The sequence below is a fragment of the Arthrobacter sp. Alg241-R88 genome, from assembly GCF_900537115.1.
Lineage (GTDB): Bacteria > Actinomycetota > Actinomycetes > Actinomycetales > Micrococcaceae > Arthrobacter.
The window spans coordinates 179071-197739 of record NZ_UNRG01000002.1 but is presented as its reverse complement, the minus strand read 5'-3'; the positions used below and the strand labels follow the sequence as shown (position 1 = coordinate 197739).

The window sequence follows — 18669 nt, the reverse complement described above, 5'->3', positions numbered from 1 at the left end:
GTTACGCAGGCCCCTGCCCCGGGCAACACTGGGCAGCAGCTCTATGCTGTCCAGGGCGGCCCCGATGCCACGACACTGTGGTGATTGGGCGCTTCGAGCGGTGGCTCTGCTGCCCTGCCTGGCCTGCGCGCTACTTGGTAGCGCCGGCTTCCGGCGCGGTTCCTGTGGCCGTGCTGCCGGAACTTCCGGCAGCGGTTGCGTCCGGTCCGGGCTTGGGGCCCGCCGGCGCAGCCTCGGCTTCTTCCGTGGGGACGGAAGCACGCCGGGAACCGCTTTGGTTATCAGGGAGATTATCACGCGATTCACTATCTGAGACAACGGAGTCCGTATCACGGACCGGATCGCCGGACGCTGATACAGCGTTTTTATCCGGCTCCGCCTCTTGTTTTTCCGCCGGTTTCCGGCCCGGCAGGTACACACTGTCCGGCTCCGTCCGCTTCTTCCTTCCCAGCAGGATGAACGCCGCAAGGGCAGCCAGGAAAACGAAGATGCTGGTCCAGACGTTGAGGCGGGTGGTGATGCCGAACAGCGAGATCTGCTCGGCGTCATCGATGCGCATGGCTTCGATCCAGACCCTTCCCAGTGTGTAGTACATCGCGTAGAGCCAGAACAGCCTGCTGCGGCGGAAGTTGAACTTCCGGTCCAGGGCGAGCAGGATGACGACGCCGGCCAGGTTCCACAGTGATTCGTAGAGGAACGTGGGGTGGAACAGGGTGTCTGCGGGGACGCCGGCCGGGAAGTTGGCGTTGTCGGCGTCGATCTGCAGCCCCCACGGCAGGGTGGTGGGGCCGCCGAACAGTTCCTGGTTGAACCAGTTGCCCCAGCGCCCCACGGCCTGGGCCAGCAGCAGCCCGGGCGCGGCGGCGTCGAGGAAGGCACTCAGCTTGACCCCGCTGCGGCGGCAGCCGATCCATGCCCCCACCACGCCCAGGACCACGGCGCCCCAAATGCCCAGGCCGCCGCGCTGGATCTGCGGGATCAGGGAGAGATCCCCGGTGCCGTCGAAGCCGGGACCGAAGTACGCGTCAGGTGAGGAGACCACGTGGTACAGGCGGCCGCCGATGATGCCAAAGGGGATCGCCCAGACGACGATGTCCCAGACGCTGCCTTCAGGTGCTCCGCGCTTCGCCCAGCGTGCAGAGGTCAGCCACAGGCCCACCACGATGCCTGCCAGGATGCACAGGGCGTAGGCGTGGATGCGCAGCGTCCCCCATGGCAGGGGAATGTCGAAGCCGGACCAGTCCGGGCTGGGGATGCTGGCGGGCACCATGGCGGCTGCCTGAAGGAGAGTCGGCATGGATTAGGCTTCTTCCTCTGTCAGTCCGGTGTCACGGCTCAGTCCGGTGCTGAGGTCCTTGGTGAGGGCAGCGACGGCGTCCACACCGCCGTCGCGGATGGCGGCCACCAGCGCGGTGCCTACGATGACGCCTTCGGCGTACGCTGCAATCTCGCGGACCTGGCCGGCGTTGGACACGCCGAGTCCAACGCAGACGCGCTCGGCGCCGGCGGCGTGGGCCGCGGCCACTACATCCTTGGCTGCCGTGCTGACGGAGGTCCGGGCGCCGGTGACGCCCATGATGGACACGGCGTAGACGAAGCCGCGGCTCGCATCCACGGTCCGCTGCATGCGCTCGGTGGTGGAGGACGGTGCCACAAGGAACACCCGGTCCAGGCCGTACTTGTCCGATGCCTCCATCCACTCGGCTGCCTCGTCGGGGATGAGGTCCGGGGTGATGAGCCCGGCTCCCCCGGCCTCGGACAGGCGCCGCGAGAACTCGTCCACACCCATCCGGACCACAGGGTTCCAGTAGGTCATGACCAGGACGGCGGCGTCGGTCTTGCTGGTGATGCCTGCTACCACGTCAAAGACCTGGCGGACGGCGAAGCCGTTGGCCAGGGCCTCCGTGGTGGCGGCCTGGATGACCTGGCCGTCCATCACGGGGTCCGAATAGGGAATGCCGATTTCGATGAGGTCGGCGCCGTTTTCCGCCAGCGCGATGCCGGCGGCGATGGTCTGTTCCACGCTGGGGTAGCCGGCGGGCAGGTAGCCGATGAGGGCGGCGCGGCCCTCGGCGCGGGCCTTGTCGATGGCCGCCGCTGACTTGCTGATGGTCTGTGCCCTGTTCGTCATCTCTGCGCCGCTCACAGCTGCTCCCCCTCTTTGCCGATTTCAGACTCGGCGGAATCCTTGTCCAACAGGTCAAACCATTCGGCTGCGGTGGCCACGTCCTTGTCACCGCGGCCGGAAAGGTTCACGATCACGATCTTTTCGGCAGCCGCAGCCGCGTCTTCGTCAGCCAGTCGCTGCCCCACCTTGATGGCGCCGGCCAGGGCGTGCGCGGACTCGATGGCGGGGATGATGCCTTCGGTGCGGCACAGCAGCCGAAAGGCTTCCATGGCCTCGCTGTCCGTGATCGGCTCGTAGCTGACGCGCCCGATGTCGGCGAGGTAGGAGTGCTCCGGGCCCACACCGGGGTAGTCCAGGCCTGCCGAGATCGAGTGGGATTCGATGGTCTGGCCGTCGTCGTCCTGCATGAGGTAGGAGCGGGCGCCGTGCAGCACGCCGGGCTTGCCCAGCGTGATGGTGGCCGCGTGCCGGCCTGTCTCCACGCCGTCGCCGCCTGCTTCGAAGCCGTAGATCTTGACCGACGGATCGTCAAGGAAGCCGTGGAAGATGCCAATGGCGTTGGAGCCGCCGCCGATGCAGGCGCAGACGGCGTCAGGGAGCCGGCCTTCCTGCTCCAGGATCTGGGCGCGGGCTTCTTCGCCGATGACTTCGTGGAAGTACCGGACCATGGCCGGGAACGGGTGCGCGCCGGCTGCAGTGCCGAGGAGGTAGTGGGTGTTGTCCACGTTGGCCACCCAGTCCCGCAGGGCGTCGTTGATGGCGTCCTTAAGGGTCTGCGAGCCGCTGGTGACGGGGATAACGGTGGCGCCCAGGAGTTCCATGCGCGCAACGTTAAGCGCCTGGCGCCGGCAGTCCTCCGCACCCATGTAGACAACGCATTCCAGGCCCATGAGGGCGGCGGCGGTGGCACTGGCCACACCGTGCTGTCCTGCGCCCGTCTCGGCGATGACGCGGGTCTTGCCCATGCGCTTGGCGAGCAGGGCCTGGCCAAGGACGTTGTTGATCTTGTGTGAACCGGTGTGGTTCAGGTCCTCGCGCTTGAGGAAGATCCGGACACCGCCGGCATGCTGCGAGAAGCGCTTTGCTTCCGTCAGGAGGGAGGGACGGCCGGAGTAGTTCTTGTTCAGGTCCGCGATCTGGGCCCGGAATTCGGGATCCTCCTTGGCCTTGTCGAAGGTCTCCTCGAGTTCGTCCAACGCGGCGATGAGGGACTCCGGCATCCAGCGTCCCCCGTAGCTGCCGAAGTAGGGTCCCGGGGCGTGCTTGAGGGAGCCGCCCTGCAGGAATGCTTCCGCGGCGTTGTTGTCAGCGTTCGCTGAGGGTGCGTCAGCCATCAGTCCCGTCCTGTTCCAGTTGATCGTTCAGTAAGTGTGGTGTTCCGGCTGGGGGCCGGGACAAATCCGCGGGCGGCAAACAGCCCCTGTCCACAGTGGTGTGTGCAGGGGCGTCCGGTCAGCCGCGGGCGGCGATGGCGGCGGCGCCTGCCGCCGTAAATTCGGCAATCCGCTCACGCGGGGTGGAGTGGCTCACCAGGGCCTCGCCCACCAGGATTGCGTTGGCGCCGCAGGCGGCGTAGTGCGTCACGTCGTCCACGTCGCGGACGCCGGACTCGGCAACCACGAGGGCTTCGGCCGGAATCAGCCCCGCCAGGGAGGCGAACACGGAACGGTCGACGTCGAGCGTCTTCAGGTTCCGCACGTTGACACCGATGATCCGCGCCTGGGCGGCGATGGCCCGTTCAATTTCCTCTTCGGTGTGCGTTTCCACCAGCACGTTCATGCCGAGTTCGCAGCTGAGCGCCGAATACTCGGTGAGCTGTGCGTCGGAGAGGGCCGCCACGATCAGCAGGATCAGGTCCGCGCCGTGGGCGCGGGCTTCCCAGATCTGGTACTCGTCGAGAGTGAAATCCTTGCGCAGCAGCGGAACGTTCACCGCGGCGCGCACGGCATCGAGATCCGCAAGCGAGCCGTTGAAGCGGCGCTGTTCGGTGAGGACGCTGATGACGGAGGCACCGCCGTCGGCGTACTGCCGTGCGAGGGAGGCGGGATCGCCGATGGCGGCGAGGTCGCCCTTGGAGGGGCTGCGGCGCTTGATTTCCGCGATGACTTTCAGCTGTTCCCGGGACGGGGAGGGGCCGCCGAGCGCGGCCCAGGCGTCACGGACGGGCGCGGCGGCCTGGGCCCGGTCCTTCAGTTCAGCGAGGGAAACCAGGCGTTTCCGCGCGTCCATATCCTCCCTGACACCGGCGTTGATGTCATCGAGAACAGTTGCCATCAGTGGCCGGAGTTCTTCAGCTTGCTGCCTTCGACGCCGTAGCCTGCCTTGCGCATGATGTAGCCGAGGATCAGCCCAAGCACCATCACGGCGCCGCCGGCGATGAAGATGGGGGTGTTGGCGATGACAAAAGCGATGGACATGATGAGGGCGCCCACCAGCATTACGATGACGCAGGTCCAGGCCGCGGGGCTGTTGCCGTGGCCGAGTTCCTGGCTGTGGTCAATGGCGCCGGGGGCTACCGTGCGGGTGCCTGACTTGGAAACGGACGCAGGTGCTTTGCTCATGGAAAATCTCCTCAGGGTGGATACTGCTTACATTCTGCCATTTATTGGCCGGTGCCCGCGTATCGGCGGCCCGCCCGCGGCGCCGGCGCAGGGCCGGGACGGTTCAGGTGGGGTCGTCGCCGCGGGAGAGCTGGTCCCAGCTGTCGATCTCGTCCACCGGACCCGCCGGGGTGGCCGCACCGCCGGCGGCGGGCGCGTCATATTTCGTCCGGGTCTTCCAATGCCGCCCGGCAGGGATGATGAGCAGGGCTGCCAGAGCCAGCAAACAACCGGCGACGACGGCGAGCACCGGGAAGGCCGTCACAGCCACTTGCGCCTGGCTGCCGGTGATCCCGGTTGCCGCTGCGATCGCTCCCTGGGCTGCAGCCAGGGGATTGGCCAGGACGGTGGCCGCTGCGGCGACGATCCCGGTAGCAGCCAGGACGATGATGGCCGTGATGATCCACCTCGCGATCCTGCCGGCGATCGCGGCGGCGAGCCCGCCCGCGAGAGCCACCAGGGCCAGCGCCGTGACGGCAGTGGCGGCCTTGCTGCCCTGGACCTCCAGCGCCGTTTGCGCGGCACCGGCCTGGCCCACCTGGTTCGGGTCAAGGGTGACCGTCATCCATGTTTGCGTGGTGGTGCCGAATACTGCCAGCGCCAGGACGGCGATGAGCAGGACCAACGTCGACTTTCGTGCCCAGGCAGGGGTGCCGGAGCTCTTTTTGGCGGTGGCCGTCTGGCCTGCTGCCGGATCCGTGCCGGACATCAGGAACCGGCCCCGCCCGGCAAGGTGTCCGCCGAGATGTTTTGCAGCGAGCCGGCCGTGTGCACCGCGCGGAGCGGAGCCGCAGCCTTGTTGACCGTTTCGAGGGCTTCAGTGGGGTTCACCGAGTCAGCCACGATTCCTCCGCCGGCCTGGACGTACGCCCGGCCCTCACGGAGCAGCGCGGAGCGGATGGCGATGGCCATGTCCATGTCGCCGGCGAAATCCAGGTAGCCCACCACTCCGCCGTAGATGCCGCGGCGGTGCGGTTCAAGCTCGTCGAGGAGCCGCAGGGCGCGGGGCTTCGGGGCTCCGGACAGGGTTCCGGCCGGGAACGTGGCCTTCAGGACGTCGTAGGCCTTGGCCTTCGGCGAGAGCTGCCCCACCACGGTGGAGACGAGGTGCATGATGTGGCTGAAGCGTTCCACCTCCATGAACTGGGTGACATCCACGGTTCCGGCCACGCACACCTTGGAAAGGTCGTTGCGGGAGAGATCCACGAGCATCAGGTGCTCTGCCCGTTCCTTCTGGTCCGCCAGGAGCTCCTCAGCGAGGGCTTTGTCCGCCTCGACGGTTTTGCCGCGCGGGCGGGATCCGGCGATGGGGTGCGTGATGACCTCTTCACCGGTGACGGTCACGAGCGCCTCCGGTGAAGACCCGACGATCGAGTACTCCCGGCCCTCGGCGTCCTCAAGGCTGAAGATGTACATGTAGGGGCTGGGGTTGGTGTTGCGCAGCACCCGGTACACGTCCAGGGCGGAGGCCTTGCACTCCATCTCGAAGCGGCGCGAAATCACCACCTGGAACACCTCGCCGTCCACGATGGCTTCCTTGCCGCGGTCCAGCGCGGCCAGGTACTCGGCTTCATCCCAGCGCTCCTGGACGCTGGAGGCGAAGTCCAGCGCCGCCGGCGCCAGGACCGAGACGGGCTGCGCCACCGGGGTGCTGACCTTGGCCAGGAGCGCCTTGACCCGCGCCACTGCGTCGTGCCAGGCCTCATCCACGCGTTCGGAGCTGTCATCGAAGTTGATGGCGTTGGCGATCAGCAGCACCGTGCCGTCAACGTTGTCGTGCACGGCCATGTCGGTGACGAGGTTCAACGCCATCTCCGGCAGCTGCAGGTCATCCTCGGGCGGGCTCACCAGGCGCTCCCAGTGCCGCACGGTTTCCCAGCCCAGGAAACCCACCAGGCCGGACGTAAAAGGCGGCAGGCCATCGAACCTGTCCGTGCGGAGGGCTTCGATGGTGTCGCGGACGGCATCCACCGGGCTGCCGTCCACCGGAACGCCCGCTGGCGGCTCACCCAGCCAGTGCGCGTTCCCGTCCTTGGTGGTCAGTGTTGCCCGTGACCTGGCGCCGATGAACGAGTAGCGGGACCACGCCCCGCCCACGGCAGCGGACTCCATCAGGAACGTTCCGGGCTGCCCCTGCGCAAGCTTCCGGTACAAACCAATGGGCGTCTCGGCGTCGGCAAGTACCTTGAGCCGTACGGGGATCACGCGGCTGTGGCCGGCCAGTTCCCGGAACTCCTCAAGGCCCGGGCTGATGATTCCAAGGTCCTGCATGGCTATGCTGTTCCGCCTGTTCTCATAGGGCCGGCTGCGCGGCGCCTGGTGGTGTGCTTGCAGGGGTGGCCAACCCTCCCCCGCGTTCCGCAGCAACCTGCGGTGAAGAGTGTCAGCTTGCGTGGCCTGTGCTGACGGGCAGGTCCCTGCCGTCGAAGCAGGTTCGGGTGCCGGTGTGGCACGCCGCGCCCACCTGGTCCACGCGCACCAGCAACGCATCGCCGTCGCAGTCCATGGCCACGGACTTTACCCACTGGACGTGCCCTGACGTGTCTCCCTTGCGCCAGTACTCCTGGCGGGAGCGGGAGTAGAAGGTGACCCTTCCGCTGGTCATGGTCCGGTGCAGCGCCTCATCATCCATCCAGCCCAGCATCAGAACCTCGTTGGTGTCGAATTGCTGCACGACGGCGGCCACCAGGCCTGCGCTGTCGCGCTTGAGGGCCGCTGCAAGCTCGGCCGGGAGCGGACTTGCCGGCGCGGACGACGTTCCGGCCGGTGCTGCCGGCGGCGCTGCGGGCACGGCGGAATCAGTGGTTGGGGCGGGGGCGGGCTGCTCAGACATCAGATCAAGTCTAGTGCCTTGGCCATGCCCGAATTCCTGTGTGAACAACGGCACGCCTGCCCCGCCGGGCACGGTGCCCAACTGCGGGGCTCTCGTGCTAGTTTCACAAGTGATGCATTTCGTCGACCCGTCCCGAGAAGTCCTGGCCGAAACCCTCCTTGCGGCCGGTCCCGACGCGCCCACGCTCTGCAAAGGCTGGCGCACCAGGGACCTTGCCGCGCACCTTTACCTGCGCGAACGCAAAGCTGCCGTGGGACTGGGGCTGATCATCAAGTGCCTGGCGAAGGCATCAGACCAGGCCACAGCCAAGCTGGCTGCGAAGGTCACCACCGCGGACGCCTACGCCCGGCTCGTAAACACTTTCCGCTCCGGACCGCCGGCTCTCTCGCCCATGAACATCAAGGGGCTGGACGAGAGCGCCAACCTTATTGAGTACTTTGTCCACACAGAAGACGTGCGGCGCGCCGTGGACCGGTGGGCGCCGCGGGCATTGGACGAAGCCTATTCGGACGCCCTGTGGGATGAGCTCGTCAAGCGCGCCGCCATCCTCTACCGGGGAGTTGACCTTGGCATCGTTCTGGTGCGGCCCTCGGGACCGCGGCATGTTGCCAAGCGCGCTCCCGTTTCGGTGGCCATCGTCGGCGAGCCGGGCGAACTGCTGATGCACGCCCACGGCCGCACCCGCCATGCCTTGGTCACCTTCGAAGGCCAGCCCGACGCCGTCGCCCTCCTGCAGTCAGCAGAAGTAGGGCTCTAACCCAACTAAGTAGCACCAAGTGTCGTTATGAGCGCTCAAAACGACACTTAGTGCTACTTAGTTGGGTTGGAAGACGCTAGCGGACTTCGAAGCCGGCTTCCCTGATGGCGGTTTTGACCTGCGACATCATGTCGTCCGGTCCCCAGTGGAAGATGGATGCGGCCAGCACAGCGTCTGCGCCGGCCGCGACGGCGGGTGGAAAGTGTGCAGGCTCCCCGGCACCGCCGGAAGCGATGATGGGCACCTTGACGGCAGCCCGGACCAGGCGGATGAGTTCCAGGTCGAACCCGTCCTTGGTGCCATCGGCGTCAATGGAGTTCAGCAGGATCTCCCCCACGCCGCGGTCCGCGGCTTCCTTTGCCCATGCGATGGCGTCAATCCCCGTGCCGGTGCGGCCGCCGTGGGTGGTCACTTCGAATCCCGACGGCGTGGGCTGGGACCCGGGGCGGGTGCGGCGGGCATCAACCGACAGGACAAGGACCTGGGAACCGAAGTGCCGGGTGATCTCGTCGATGACGTCGGGCCGCGCCACGGCTGCGGTGTTGATGGATGCCTTGTCCGCACCGAAGCGGAGAAGCTTGTCCACCTCTGCCACGCCGCGGACTCCGCCGCCCACGCACAGCGGAATGAATACTTCCTCGGCGGTCCGGCGGACCACGTCGAAGGTGGTTTCGCGGTTGCCGGAGGATGCGGTGACGTCCAAAAAGGTCAGTTCGTCGGCGCCGGCGTTGTCGTACCGGTGGGCCAGCTCCACCGGGTCGCCGGCGTCGCGGAGGCCCTCGAAGTTGACGCCCTTAACGACGCGCCCGGCGTCCACGTCGAGGCATGGAATGACGCGTACGGCTACTGCCATGGGAACTCCTGGAATTCTGGGGTGCGTTGATGCAGCGGTGCGTGCGGAATCAGATGCGGCAGGCGTGGATGCTGCTGACCAGGATGGCACGGGCGCCAAGGTCGTACAGCTCGTCCATGATCCGGTTGGTTTCCCTCTTGGGCACCATGGACCGCACCGCAACCCAGTCCGAGTCCCGCAGCGGAGAGACCGTAGGTGATTCCAGGCCTGGCGTCAGGGCGGCGGCCTGTTCAACGAGTTCCTTGCGGATGTCGTAGTCCATCAGCACGTACTGCCGGGCCACCAGCACACCCTGCAGGCGCCGGATCAGGACCTCGATTTCCTTGGCTGTGCCGTTTGCGGCACCGCCTTCTTCGGTCCGCCGGATCAGGACGGCTTCGGATTTGAGGATCGGCTCGCCGAAAATCTCCATCCCGGCCGCTTTGAGGGTGTTGCCGGTTTCGACGACGTCCGCGATGGCGTCCGCTACGCCAAGCCGGACCGAAGATTCGACGGCACCGTCCAGGCGGACCACCTTGGCATTGACGCCGCGTTCGGCGAGGTAGCCGCGGAGCAGGCCGTCATAGCTCGTGGCCAGCCGCTTGCCCTCCAGCTCCTCAACTTTGGCGAAATCCCCTACCGGACCGGCGAAGCGGAAGGTGGAGGCGGCGAATCCCAGCGGCAGCAGCTCTTCGGCTTCCACCTCGGCGTCCAGCAGCAGGTCACGGCCGGTGATGCCGACGTCGAGCGTTCCCTGCCCCACGTAAACGGCGATGTCGCGCGGACGGAGGAAGAAGAACTCGATGTCGTTGTCCGGGTCCACCATGACCAGTTCGCGGGTATCGCGGCGCTGGCGGTAGCCGGCTTCGGACAGCATGGCAGAGGCGGCTTCGGACAGGGAACCCTTGTTGGGGACGGCTACTCGCAGCATGGGAAATCTTTCTGGATTCGGGAGGTCTAGGTATTCAGGCAATGCGGGCCACGGCGGGCACCGGCGGCAAAGGCGCGCCGGACCGGTGGCTACAGATGCTTGTAGACGTCTTCCAGGGTCAGGCCTTTGGCGAGCATCAGAACCTGCAGGTGGTACAGCAGCTGGGAGATTTCCTCGGCCGCCGCTTCATCGGATTCATATTCGGCAGCCATCCATACTTCGGCTGCTTCCTCAACGACTTTCTTGCCGATGCCGTGGACACCGGAGTCCAATTCAGCGACGGTGCGGGAGCCTTCCGGGCGGGTGGCTGCCTTCTCGCTGAGTTCAGCGAACAGCGTCTCGAAATTCTTCACGCCCTCCAGCCTACTTGCTGCGGCCCGAAGGGCGCCTGTCGGGCCGTTGCATGACGGGCGCGATGTGAGTGAACACACACACGCCCGCCTGCGCGGGTGTGCTAGTTGCCGTACTGCTTGAGCACGACGGCGGTGGCCAGCGCCGCGGTAACGGCTTCGTGGCCTTTGTCTTCCTTTGAGCCGGGGAGGCCGGCACGGTCCAGGCCCTGCTGTTCGGTGTCGCAGGTCAGGACGCCGAAGCCCACCGGGACTCCGGTGCGCACGCTCACGTCGGTGAGGCCCGACGTCGCAGCCTGGCAGACGTACTCGAAGTGCGGCGTACCGCCGCGGATCACAACACCGAGGGCTACGACGGCGTCGAAGTGCGGTGCCAGCCGGGCGGCAGCGACAGGCAGCTCAAAGCTGCCCGGGACGCGCAGGACAGTGGGCTCGGCGATGCTGGCGTCCTTCGCTGCGCGCAGTGCACCGTCCAGGAGCCCGTCCATGATCTGGGTGTGCCAGCTGGCCGCAACGATGGCCAGCCGGAGCTGCGAGGTTTCGGCCGGGTTGAGGGTGGAGAGGTCGATATCGGGGGCGCCGTGTCCGCTCATAGGTAAATGCTGTTCCGTTCAGTCTTGTTGGTGGGTCAGTCTTGCTCGTGGTCAAAGGAAGTATCAGGGGTTGTGACGGGCACTGCGACGCCCACGTGGGTGCCCAGAACCAGGCGGTGCTCCATGCGGTCCTTCTTGGTCTGCAGGTACCGGATGTTCTGGTCGCGGGACGGGACCTCGGTGGGAACCATTTCCACAACCTTGACGCCGGCCTTTGCCAGCCTGTTCTGCTTGTCCGGGTTGTTGCTCAGGAGCCGGACTTCATGCAGTCCCATCTCGGCCAGCACCTGGGCGGCGGCCTTGTAGCACCGGGCGTCCACGGGCAGGCCCAGCTGTTCGTTGGCCTCCACGGTGTCGAAGCCGGCCTCCTGCAGCGCGTAGGCCTTGATCTTGTTGGCGAGGCCGATGCCCCTGCCTTCCTGTCCGCGCAGGTAGAGCAGGGTTCCGCCATGCTCACGGATCATCTCCAGCGCATAGGCCAGCTGCTCGCCGCAGTCGCAGCGGTAGGAACCGAAGACATCCCCGGTAAGGCATTCCGAGTGCAGCCGGACCAGCGGGGCCTGGCCGTCTTTGGGCGGATTGGGGGAACTGACGGCCAGGTGTTCGGCGCCGGTCTCCAGGTCTATCCATGCCTGGGCGATAAAGTCGCCGAAAGCCGTGGGCAGCTGGACGATGGGTCCGCCGCTGACGGGATGGGGTACCCGGCCGTTGCCGGACTCTGCCTGGTGGTGGCCGTTGGCGAACGTGGTCCTGTAATGGCCGTTGCCCGAATCGGGCAGGTGGTGGCCGTTTCCCGAAGCTCCGGAAGCCGTCATCGTATCTCCTCTTCTCCGCCCTGGCGTCCTGCCCGGGTGTTGCTGTCAGCCGACGTGCCCGCTGCCTCAAGGTACGCCACCAGGTCCTGGATTGAGATCAGGGGGCATCCGTGTTCCGCGGCAAAGGCACGGAGCCCATCCAGCCGCATCATCTCGCCATCGTCGTAAACAACTTCGGCGATGACCGCCGCAGCTTCCAGGCCGGCCAGGCGGCACAGGTCAACAGCGGCCTCAGTGTGGCCAGGACGTTCCCGCACACCACCGTCAACCGCACGCAGCGGAAAAATATGCCCGGGGCGGGTCACGGACGACGGTTCGGACTGCGGATCCGCGAGGACCCTGGCCGTGAGGGCCCGGTCCGTCGCAGAAATTCCGGTGCTGACGCCGATGGCGGCGTCGCAGGACACCGTGTAGGCGGTGCCTTTGGCGTCCTCATTGACCGCCACCATGGGAGGCAGTGCCAAGGCGTCCGCGCGGTCGCCTGACAGCGGTACGCAAATGACTCCGGAGCTGTACCGGATGGTCCATCCCATCAGTGCCGGAGTGGCGTGCTGGGCGGCGAAGATGATGTCGCCCTCGTTCTCCCGGTCCTCGTTGTCCACAGCCAGCACTGGCCGGCCGGCGGCGATGGCCCGCACCGCTTCCTCGATGGTGTTCAACCCGGGGGCTTTGTCCGTCCGGGTGCCGGCGGTGGGGGCAACTTCGGGTTCGAACCGGACTGCGGCGTTCATCGTGCTCCTCCTTCTACAGCGGCGGGCGCTGGGGTGCTGAACGCAAGGAGGCGTTCGGTGTACTTGGCCAGGACGTCCACTTCCAGGTTCACCCGGCGGCCGGTGCTCTTGGCGCCGAGCCCGGTTTCGGCAAGGGTGGTGGGGATGAGCCCCACCTCGAACCAGGGGCTCTGCTCCGCTGCGGGGCTGACCGCCGTGACGGTGAGTGAGACGCCGTCGATGGCAATGGATCCCTTTTCCGCAATGTAGCGGGCAAGGTTCCCGGGCACCCCGAAACGAAGCCTTTCCCAGTTGCCAAGCGGCTCGCGTTCCAGCAGCACGCCGACGCCGTCCACGTGGCCCTGGACCACGTGCCCGTCCAGCCTGCCGCCGGCCGGGACGCAGCGCTCAAGGTTGACGGCGTCACCGGGAGCCAACTCGCCGATGGTGCTGCGGACCAAGGTCTCCCCCATAACGTCCACGCTGAATTCCTTGCCGTCGATTTCGGTGGCGGTGAGGCAAACACCATTGACCGCGATGGACCCGCCCAGGGCGAGCCCTTCTGTGGAGCCGGGCGCGTGCAGCCGGACGGTGGCGCTGGCATCCCCGTCCCGCTCGACGGACAAAACGTGCCCTTGCTCGGCAATAATTCCGGTAAACATCAGTAGCCTCCCTGGGCTTGCTCCGCGGTGGCGCGGGACGGTTGTGGGTGAAGTGTTGTTTGTGGTTCCAGGGCAACCGCGCGTTGCGGTCGTAGGTGGAGTCGCAGGTCCCGGCCCAGCGTTCGGACGGCGCCGCCGTCGGACGGGTCCCATTCCCACTGCTGCGCGTCGGCGAGGGTAGTAATTCCCAAGCCGGTGAGGGCCGGAGTTCCGGATCCAAGCAGCGTGGGGGCGAGGTAGACAATGAGTTCGTCAACGAGCCCGGCAGTGAGGAATGCGCTGAGGATGCGCGAGCCTCCCTCGACCATGAGGTGGCGGATTCCGGACCCGTAAAGGGAAGACAGCGCTTCCTGGGGGTCACGGGTGGGAAGGTGCGTTACCAGGCCGTCGCTTCCGTGGATGGCGGCGTCCGCCGGGATGTCACGCAGTCCCATCACGGCCCGCAGCGGTTGTTTCCGGGCCAGGGTTCCTGCCGGGTTGCGGGCAGTGAGGCGGGGGTTGTCCACCAACACGGTCTGGGTTCCCACGAGGATTGCATCGATGCGGCCGCGGATTGCATGGTTGTCGGCCAAAGATTCTGGACTGGAAATCCACTGGCTGGTGCCGTCCTCTGCTGCAATGCGGCTGTCCAGTGTCTGCGCGATGTGCAGCGTGACGAACGGACGTTTTGCCGCCACTGCCTCAAACCACCGGCGGTTCATCTCCAGTGCTTCGCCGGCAGCCAAACCGCTGCGCACGCGCACGCCCGCCTCCCTCAGGGTGGCGGCCCCGCCCGCAGCCGGGTCGTGGGGATCGTCCACGGCATAGACGACGTCGGTGATTCCGGCGGCGATGATTGCCTGGGCACAGGGGCCGGTGCGGCCCACATGGTTGCAGGGCTCCAGGGTCACCACCATGGTGCAGCCGGACAGATCTATCCCTGCGGCAGCGGCCTGCGCTATCGCGTCTGCTTCGGCGTGGGCGGTGCCTGCCCCGCGGTGGTAACCCGTGACGAGTTCGCGGCCCTCTGAATCGACGACGACGGCCCCCACCAGGGGGTTAGCGCCGCGGGGCCCCTGCAGGGCCGCGTTCAGGGCAGTGTCCATCGCAGCGGTCTCGGCGGCAGTAAAGGCTGTAACAACTCCGGCCGTCATGCGGGAGCCTCGATGGTGGTGCTGCCGGGTGTGGCGGCAGCGGAATTTGTGGCGTTTAAGAGCCATCGCAGCAGGTTCATAGTGCTTGTGTCGTTCCTTCCCTCTAGAACCGCGATGGCTCCGGGGGTATACGACAGCAGAAGGCCGCGGCGTCCCATGACGCCGCAGAAACAGCTGTACGTGCTTCTCTCATCCAGACTTTAACTGTCGGTACCGGAATTTCACCGGTTCAACCATCCGCCGGGATTCTCCCAAGGGAAAACCACCGGCTCGCGGGTCGCGGACTGTCACCGCCGGTTCGGACTTACACCGACCCCGGAGCACGTATGTGTGTTGCTATTGTGCCATAACGGCGTACGGCTCCCTGCTATTCCGCCGCGGTGCGTAACTTTTGGGTCCCGGCCTCGCGGAGGCGGTTGATCGCCGCGGCCGGATCCTCCGCACCGTACACCGCCGAACCTGCCACGAAGACGTTGGCGCCGGCCTCTGCTGCACGCGTGATGGTGTCTTCGGTGATGCCGCCGTCAACTTGGATGGCCACACCTATCCCCGAACCGTCGATGGCCTGCCTGGCGCGCCGGATTTTCGGCAGGGTCACATCCAGGAACGCTTGGCCGCCGAATCCCGGCTCCACCGTCATGATGAGCAGCATGTCCAGCTCGGGGAGCATGTCCAGGTACGGCTCAACAGGCGTACCTGGCCGAAGCGCCATTCCTGCCTTGGCGCCCCTGGCCCGCAGTTCGCGGGCGAGCTTGATGGGCGCAATGGCGGCCTCGGCGTGGAAGGTGACTGATGCCAGGCCGGCATCTGCAAAACCGGGTGCCCAGCGATCGGCGTCGGCAATCATCAGATGCGCGTCGAGGGGCACCGGGCTAACGGCCTGGATCCGCTGCACCACCGGCAGGCCGATGGTGAGGTTGGGCACAAAGTGGTTGTCCATCACATCCACGTGCACCGCGTCCGCGTTGCTGATGCGCTGCAGCTCAGCCTCAAGGTTGACGAAATCGGCGGACAGGATGCTCGGGTTGATGCAGCATTGCGTCACGGTGGGAACCTTTCACGGATCAGGTCTCTTTGCCGGTCAGGGCTTGGGGACCACGGGCTTCCAAGAAACCAGGATTTTTGTGGATCAGGACTCGCGGCTCAGGGTTTTCGCGGCTCAGGGCTTCTTGTGGATCAGGGCAAGGAACATGGCATCGGTGCCGTGGACGTGGGGCCACAGCTGCGCGGTCGAATCATGCCCGGCGCCGAGGTCGCCCGGCAGACTGACGCGGTCCAAAGCCTGGCCGGCCTCCAGCAATTCAAGGTCATCGCGTTTGCGGAGCACATCCGTAACCACAGCGGTGGTCTCGGCCGGGTGGGGCGAGCAGGTCACATAGGCAACCACTCCACCGGGGCGGACCGCGGCCAGGGCCGATTTAAGGAGATCCCGCTGGAGCTGGCCGAGGTCTGCCAGGTCCTTGGGCGTGCGGCGCCAGCGGGACTCGGGCCGCCGCCGGAGCGCGCCCAGCCCGCTGCAGGGGACGTCTACGAGTACCCGGTCAAAGAATTCAGGCTTCTCCGTGCCCACCTCCCGGCCATCACCCGTACGTACCTGCCACGTTTCCCGCGGTACGGCCGAAAGCGCCTGGGTCACGAGCTTGGCGCGGTGCGGTGCAGGTTCGTTTGCCAGCAGGGTTGCGCCCCTCTGGCTGGCCAGCGCACCGAGCAGTGCTGCCTTGCCGCCGGGCCCGGCGCACAGGTCCAGCCAGGCCTCGCCAGGGCTTTCGCCATCTGAGCCACTGTTCCGGCCCAGGTCTACGGCTGCCATGGCGCGCGCCACCAGCTGCGAACCAACGTCCTGCACCCTGGTGCTGCCCTCGCGGACGGAGGCAAGCCGCCCCAGGTCTCCGCCGCTGGACAGTGCCGAGCCTTCCACCAGTTCGCCGGGCGTGGCTCCGTTTTCGAGGGCCTCGTCGAGGCTGCCGATGCCGGGCAGGGCCACCAGGTTGACCACCGGCGCGGCGTTGTCCGCTTCCAACAGGTCGTTGATTTCTGAGGCAGAGCGCCCGTGAGCCACGAGTGACTGGCGCATGGCGCGGACGATCCACTCCGGATGGGCGTAACGGAGGGAGGCGACCTTGGTTTCGTCGGTTTCTCCGGCGACCAACTGCTCCAGCCACTCCTCGAGCGTGTGCGCAGTGACCTTCCGGAGAACGGCATTGATGAGCGCCGATGGTCCGGCACCGATGACCGCACGGGCCAGGCCAACGGTTTGGTCCAGGGCGGCGTGCGCCGGGACGCGCATGGCCAGCAGTTGGTGCGCTCCGATCCGAAGGGCGTCGAGAATGGCCGGGTCCAGTTGTTCCAGCGGCCGGTCCACGCACCGGGCAAGGATGGCGTCATAGGTTCCCTGGCCGCGGAGCGCCCCGTAACTGAGTTCGGTGGCGAAGCCCGCGTCCCGTTTGTCCAGCCCGTGGTGCCGGATCCGTGCGGGCAGCACAAGGTTGGCATACGCGTCCTCGGCGGCTACAGCGCGAAGGACTTCGAAGGCCACCAGCCTGGCGGGATCTGCCCTGCGGGTGCGTTGGGAAGGGGCGGCGTCGGTGAAACTGCGCTGGGTGCTGCGGTTCCGTTCCCGTCCCTTGGCGTTTCGGTTGCTCGAATCACGGGGCCCGCCCTGGCCGCGGCCACCGCGCTGGCCGCCGCTTCCGCCGCCCGCGGCGCTCCCGCCTCCGGTCCCGCTTCCGGCACTGCCTCCGGCTGAGCTTCCGCCTCCCTTTCCGCCCCCGGCTCTGCCGCGACCGCTTTGATTGCCGCCGGACCCGCTCATTCGAACACCACGCTTTCAAGGGAAGCCATACCGCGTGCCCAATCGGCAGCGGCCATCATCTTTTTGCCGGCCGGCTGGATCCGGGTCAGCTCGACAGCATGGGAGCCGGTTCCCACCAGCACGCTTTTGCCCTGCAGCGCGACGGATCCGGGCGCGAGGCCGGAAACGTCCGGCCGGAGCCGTACGGGAGCCAGCTTGATGCGCTGGCCGTCCATCACCGTCCAGGCTCCGGGCTCGGGAGTGACACCCCGCGCCTGCCGCCCAAGTGCCAGGGCAGGGTGTTCCCAGTCGAGGCGGCCGTCATCGAGGGTCAGCTTGGGGGCGAGGGAAACCTCGCCGGACTGCGGCACGGCTGCTGCCTTGCCGGCGTCAATGGCAGAGAGGGTCTGGGCCAGGAGCACTGCCCCGCTGTGGGAAAGCCGCTCCAGCAACTCCCCCGCGGTATCTTCCGGCCCCACCGTTTCCGTGAGGGTGCCAAAAACAGGCCCGGTGTCCAGGCCCTCCTCCAATTGGAACGTCACCGCCCCGGTGACGTCATCACCGGCCATCACGGCACGCTGCACCGGAGCAGCGCCACGCCAGGCGGGAAGGAGCGAAAAGTGCAGGTTGATCCAGCCATGCGGCGGGATACCGAGCGCGGCGGCGGGAACCAGCCCGCCGTAGGCGACGATCGCGGCAACATCAGGGCTAACGGCAGAAATCCTGGCGGTGGTTTCCGCATCAATCCGGGCCGCGTGGATGACCTCAATGCCCAACTCCGTGGCACGGGCAGCTACCGGCGAGGGCGTCAGCACGCGTTTGCGGCCTATCGGCGCGTCCGGCCTGGTCAGGACTGCAACAACATCAAAACCTGCTTCGACGAGCGCATTAAGGGACGGCACAGCGACGGCGGGGGTCCCCGCGAAAAGGACCCTCACCCGTTGGCACCAGCCGCGCCGGCACCGAAACTGGACCCGGAGGCAGCGCCGCCGAAACTTGAGCCCACCGTTTTGGCGCGCTTGGCCGTCGTCCGTTCGGTGACGGAGTCGTAGTTGGCATTGCGGATGGAGCGCAGGGCAGCTTTCCGGTCCTCGCCCTCCAACCGGTCGGTGTAGAGGATTCCGTCCAGGTGGTCGTTCTCATGCTGGAAGCAGCGCGCCAGCATCCCATCGCCCTCGACGGAGACGGGGTTTCCGTGCATGTCCACGCCGGTGACACGGGTGGAGCGGAAACGGCGCACAGGGAAACCAAGACCGGGGATGGACAGGCACCCTTCCACCTGGTCGGGCTGGAAATCCTCGCTGTTTTCCAGCACGGGATTGATGATGTGCCCTTCCACGCCGTCGATGCGGTAGGTGAACACGCGCTGGCTCACCCCCACCTGAGGCGCGGCCAGGCCGGCACCGTCAACGTCTTCCATCGTTTCGGTCATATCCGCCACCAGCTTGGCCAGCTCAGGCCCGAATTCCGTCACAGGATCGGCAACTGTGCGGAGCACAGGATCGCCGATGATGCGGATATTCAGAATAGCCAT

At 66.7% G+C, this 18669-nt stretch carries 21 protein-coding genes and 1 riboswitch; of the genes, 1 reads left to right on the top strand and 20 read right to left on the bottom strand.

Features of this window, described 5'->3' with window-relative positions:
• Window positions 1–130 precede the first annotated feature (130 nt).
• The 8 genes from lgt to hisI all read right to left on the bottom strand — a co-directional run bounded on the left by lgt (window position 131) and on the right by hisI (window position 7561).
• A complete protein-coding gene (gene lgt / locus G6R19_RS05735; protein WP_163163223.1) occupies window positions 131–1297 on the bottom strand; it encodes a prolipoprotein diacylglyceryl transferase in 1167 nt (388 codons plus the stop codon).
• A gap of 3 nt (window positions 1298–1300) precedes the next feature.
• Window positions 1301–2131, bottom strand: a complete 831-nt coding sequence (gene trpA / locus G6R19_RS05730; protein WP_163164117.1) for a tryptophan synthase subunit alpha — start codon at window positions 2129–2131, stop codon at window positions 1301–1303.
• Window positions 2132–2142: 11 nt separating this feature from the next.
• Window positions 2143–3462: a tryptophan synthase subunit beta gene (gene trpB / locus G6R19_RS05725; protein WP_163163221.1), complete on the bottom strand. Its 1320-nt coding sequence runs from the start codon at window positions 3460–3462 to the stop codon at window positions 2143–2145.
• A gap of 118 nt (window positions 3463–3580) precedes the next feature.
• Window positions 3581–4402: an indole-3-glycerol phosphate synthase TrpC gene (gene trpC / locus G6R19_RS05720; RefSeq protein WP_163163219.1), complete on the bottom strand. Its 822-nt coding sequence runs from the start codon at window positions 4400–4402 to the stop codon at window positions 3581–3583.
• Window positions 4402–4689, bottom strand: coding sequence for an HGxxPAAW family protein (locus G6R19_RS05715; RefSeq protein ID WP_163163217.1), 288 nt, complete (start codon window positions 4687–4689; stop codon window positions 4402–4404). The genes trpC and G6R19_RS05715 overlap by 1 nt, the downstream gene beginning before the upstream one ends.
• Before the next feature lie 103 nt (window positions 4690–4792).
• Window positions 4793–5437, bottom strand: coding sequence for a Trp biosynthesis-associated membrane protein (locus G6R19_RS05710; RefSeq protein WP_163163216.1), 645 nt, complete (start codon window positions 5435–5437; stop codon window positions 4793–4795).
• Entirely contained in the window at window positions 5437–6999 is a 1563-nt protein-coding gene (locus G6R19_RS05705; RefSeq protein WP_163163214.1) for an anthranilate synthase component I, read from the bottom strand. Before G6R19_RS05705 ends, G6R19_RS05710 begins: the two co-directional genes overlap by 1 nt.
• A 112-nt stretch (window positions 7000–7111) precedes the next feature.
• Window positions 7112–7561: a phosphoribosyl-AMP cyclohydrolase gene (hisI, locus tag G6R19_RS05700; RefSeq protein WP_163163212.1), complete on the bottom strand. Its 450-nt coding sequence runs from the start codon at window positions 7559–7561 to the stop codon at window positions 7112–7114.
• 112 nt (window positions 7562–7673) lie between these two features.
• Here hisI and G6R19_RS05695 point away from each other — a divergent pair, with 112 nt between their 5' ends.
• A complete protein-coding gene (locus G6R19_RS05695) occupies window positions 7674–8318 on the top strand; it encodes a TIGR03085 family metal-binding protein (RefSeq protein WP_163164116.1) in 645 nt (214 codons plus the stop codon).
• 76 nt (window positions 8319–8394) lie between these two features.
• Here the strand turns inward: G6R19_RS05695 and hisF are convergent, their stop codons facing one another.
• The 12 genes from hisF to def all read right to left on the bottom strand — a co-directional run bounded on the left by hisF (window position 8395) and on the right by def (window position 18669).
• Window positions 8395–9171 (bottom strand): imidazole glycerol phosphate synthase subunit HisF, encoded by a 777-nt coding sequence (gene hisF / locus G6R19_RS05690; RefSeq protein WP_163163211.1) that lies wholly within the window; start codon window positions 9169–9171, stop codon window positions 8395–8397.
• Window positions 9172–9220: 49 nt separating this feature from the next.
• The gene (gene hisG / locus G6R19_RS05685; RefSeq protein WP_163163209.1) at window positions 9221–10081 is read right to left on the bottom strand and encodes an ATP phosphoribosyltransferase; all 861 of its coding nucleotides are present in this window, start codon (window positions 10079–10081) and stop codon (window positions 9221–9223) included.
• An 89-nt stretch (window positions 10082–10170) separates the two neighbouring features.
• Window positions 10171–10434, bottom strand: a complete 264-nt coding sequence (locus G6R19_RS05680) for a phosphoribosyl-ATP diphosphatase (RefSeq protein WP_015936881.1) — start codon at window positions 10432–10434, stop codon at window positions 10171–10173.
• A gap of 101 nt (window positions 10435–10535) precedes the next feature.
• Window positions 10536–11024 (bottom strand): 6,7-dimethyl-8-ribityllumazine synthase, encoded by a 489-nt coding sequence (ribH, locus tag G6R19_RS05675; protein WP_163163207.1) that lies wholly within the window; start codon window positions 11022–11024, stop codon window positions 10536–10538.
• 35 nt (window positions 11025–11059) lie between these two features.
• Window positions 11060–11839: a GTP cyclohydrolase II gene (gene ribA / locus G6R19_RS05670; protein ID WP_163163205.1), complete on the bottom strand. Its 780-nt coding sequence runs from the start codon at window positions 11837–11839 to the stop codon at window positions 11060–11062.
• Window positions 11836–12570, bottom strand: coding sequence for a 3,4-dihydroxy-2-butanone-4-phosphate synthase (gene ribB, locus G6R19_RS05665; protein WP_163163204.1), 735 nt, complete (start codon window positions 12568–12570; stop codon window positions 11836–11838). The genes ribA and ribB overlap by 4 nt, the downstream gene beginning before the upstream one ends.
• On the bottom strand, window positions 12567–13211 hold the full coding sequence (locus G6R19_RS05660; RefSeq protein WP_163163202.1) for a riboflavin synthase: 645 nt from the start codon (window positions 13209–13211) through the stop codon (window positions 12567–12569). Before G6R19_RS05660 ends, ribB begins: the two co-directional genes overlap by 4 nt.
• Window positions 13211–14344 carry a bifunctional diaminohydroxyphosphoribosylaminopyrimidine deaminase/5-amino-6-(5-phosphoribosylamino)uracil reductase RibD gene (ribD, locus tag G6R19_RS05655; protein ID WP_163163200.1) on the bottom strand — a complete coding sequence of 378 codons (1134 nt, stop codon included), beginning with the start codon at window positions 14342–14344 and terminating at the stop codon, window positions 13211–13213. Before ribD ends, G6R19_RS05660 begins: the two co-directional genes overlap by 1 nt.
• Before the next feature lie 176 nt (window positions 14345–14520).
• Window positions 14521–14672, bottom strand: a riboswitch (FMN riboswitch).
• 39 nt (window positions 14673–14711) lie between these two features.
• Window positions 14712–15389 carry a ribulose-phosphate 3-epimerase gene (rpe, locus tag G6R19_RS05650; protein ID WP_163163198.1) on the bottom strand — a complete coding sequence of 226 codons (678 nt, stop codon included), beginning with the start codon at window positions 15387–15389 and terminating at the stop codon, window positions 14712–14714.
• 114 nt (window positions 15390–15503) lie between these two features.
• A complete protein-coding gene (locus G6R19_RS05645; protein ID WP_163163196.1) occupies window positions 15504–17156 on the bottom strand; it encodes a transcription antitermination factor NusB in 1653 nt (550 codons plus the stop codon).
• Window positions 17153–18073 (bottom strand): methionyl-tRNA formyltransferase, encoded by a 921-nt coding sequence (gene fmt, locus G6R19_RS05640; RefSeq protein WP_163163194.1) that lies wholly within the window; start codon window positions 18071–18073, stop codon window positions 17153–17155. The genes G6R19_RS05645 and fmt overlap by 4 nt, the downstream gene beginning before the upstream one ends.
• Window positions 18070–18669: a peptide deformylase gene (gene def, locus G6R19_RS05635; protein ID WP_163163192.1), complete on the bottom strand. Its 600-nt coding sequence runs from the start codon at window positions 18667–18669 to the stop codon at window positions 18070–18072. Before def ends, fmt begins: the two co-directional genes overlap by 4 nt.

What these genes read in the sequence shown, in the direction of transcription:
- lgt (WP_163163223.1), bottom strand. Translation starts at nt 1,297, where the DNA reads ATGCCGACTCTCCTTCAGGCAGCCGCCATGGTGCCCGCCAGCATCCCC.
- trpA (WP_163164117.1), bottom strand. Translation starts at nt 2,131, where the DNA reads ATGACGAACAGGGCACAGACCATCAGCAAGTCAGCGGCGGCCATCGAC.
- trpB (WP_163163221.1), bottom strand. Translation starts at nt 3,462, where the DNA reads ATGGCTGACGCACCCTCAGCGAACGCTGACAACAACGCCGCGGAAGCA.
- trpC (WP_163163219.1), bottom strand. Translation starts at nt 4,402, where the DNA reads ATGGCAACTGTTCTCGATGACATCAACGCCGGTGTCAGGGAGGATATG.
- G6R19_RS05715 (WP_163163217.1), bottom strand. Translation starts at nt 4,689, where the DNA reads ATGAGCAAAGCACCTGCGTCCGTTTCCAAGTCAGGCACCCGCACGGTA.
- G6R19_RS05710 (WP_163163216.1), bottom strand. Translation starts at nt 5,437, where the DNA reads ATGTCCGGCACGGATCCGGCAGCAGGCCAGACGGCCACCGCCAAAAAG.
- G6R19_RS05705 (WP_163163214.1), bottom strand. Translation starts at nt 6,999, where the DNA reads ATGCAGGACCTTGGAATCATCAGCCCGGGCCTTGAGGAGTTCCGGGAA.
- hisI (WP_163163212.1), bottom strand. Translation starts at nt 7,561, where the DNA reads ATGTCTGAGCAGCCCGCCCCCGCCCCAACCACTGATTCCGCCGTGCCC.
- G6R19_RS05695 (WP_163164116.1), top strand. Translation starts at nt 7,674, where the DNA reads ATGCATTTCGTCGACCCGTCCCGAGAAGTCCTGGCCGAAACCCTCCTT.
- hisF (WP_163163211.1), bottom strand. Translation starts at nt 9,171, where the DNA reads ATGGCAGTAGCCGTACGCGTCATTCCATGCCTCGACGTGGACGCCGGG.
- hisG (WP_163163209.1), bottom strand. Translation starts at nt 10,081, where the DNA reads ATGCTGCGAGTAGCCGTCCCCAACAAGGGTTCCCTGTCCGAAGCCGCC.
- ribH (WP_163163207.1), bottom strand. Translation starts at nt 11,024, where the DNA reads ATGAGCGGACACGGCGCCCCCGATATCGACCTCTCCACCCTCAACCCG.
- ribA (WP_163163205.1), bottom strand. Translation starts at nt 11,839, where the DNA reads ATGACGGCTTCCGGAGCTTCGGGAAACGGCCACCACCTGCCCGATTCG.
- ribB (WP_163163204.1), bottom strand. Translation starts at nt 12,570, where the DNA reads ATGAACGCCGCAGTCCGGTTCGAACCCGAAGTTGCCCCCACCGCCGGC.
- G6R19_RS05660 (WP_163163202.1), bottom strand. Translation starts at nt 13,211, where the DNA reads ATGTTTACCGGAATTATTGCCGAGCAAGGGCACGTTTTGTCCGTCGAG.
- ribD (WP_163163200.1), bottom strand. Translation starts at nt 14,344, where the DNA reads ATGACGGCCGGAGTTGTTACAGCCTTTACTGCCGCCGAGACCGCTGCG.
- G6R19_RS05645 (WP_163163196.1), bottom strand. Translation starts at nt 17,156, where the DNA reads ATGAGCGGGTCCGGCGGCAATCAAAGCGGTCGCGGCAGAGCCGGGGGC.
- def (WP_163163192.1), bottom strand. Translation starts at nt 18,669, where the DNA reads ATGGCTATTCTGAATATCCGCATCATCGGCGATCCTGTGCTCCGCACA.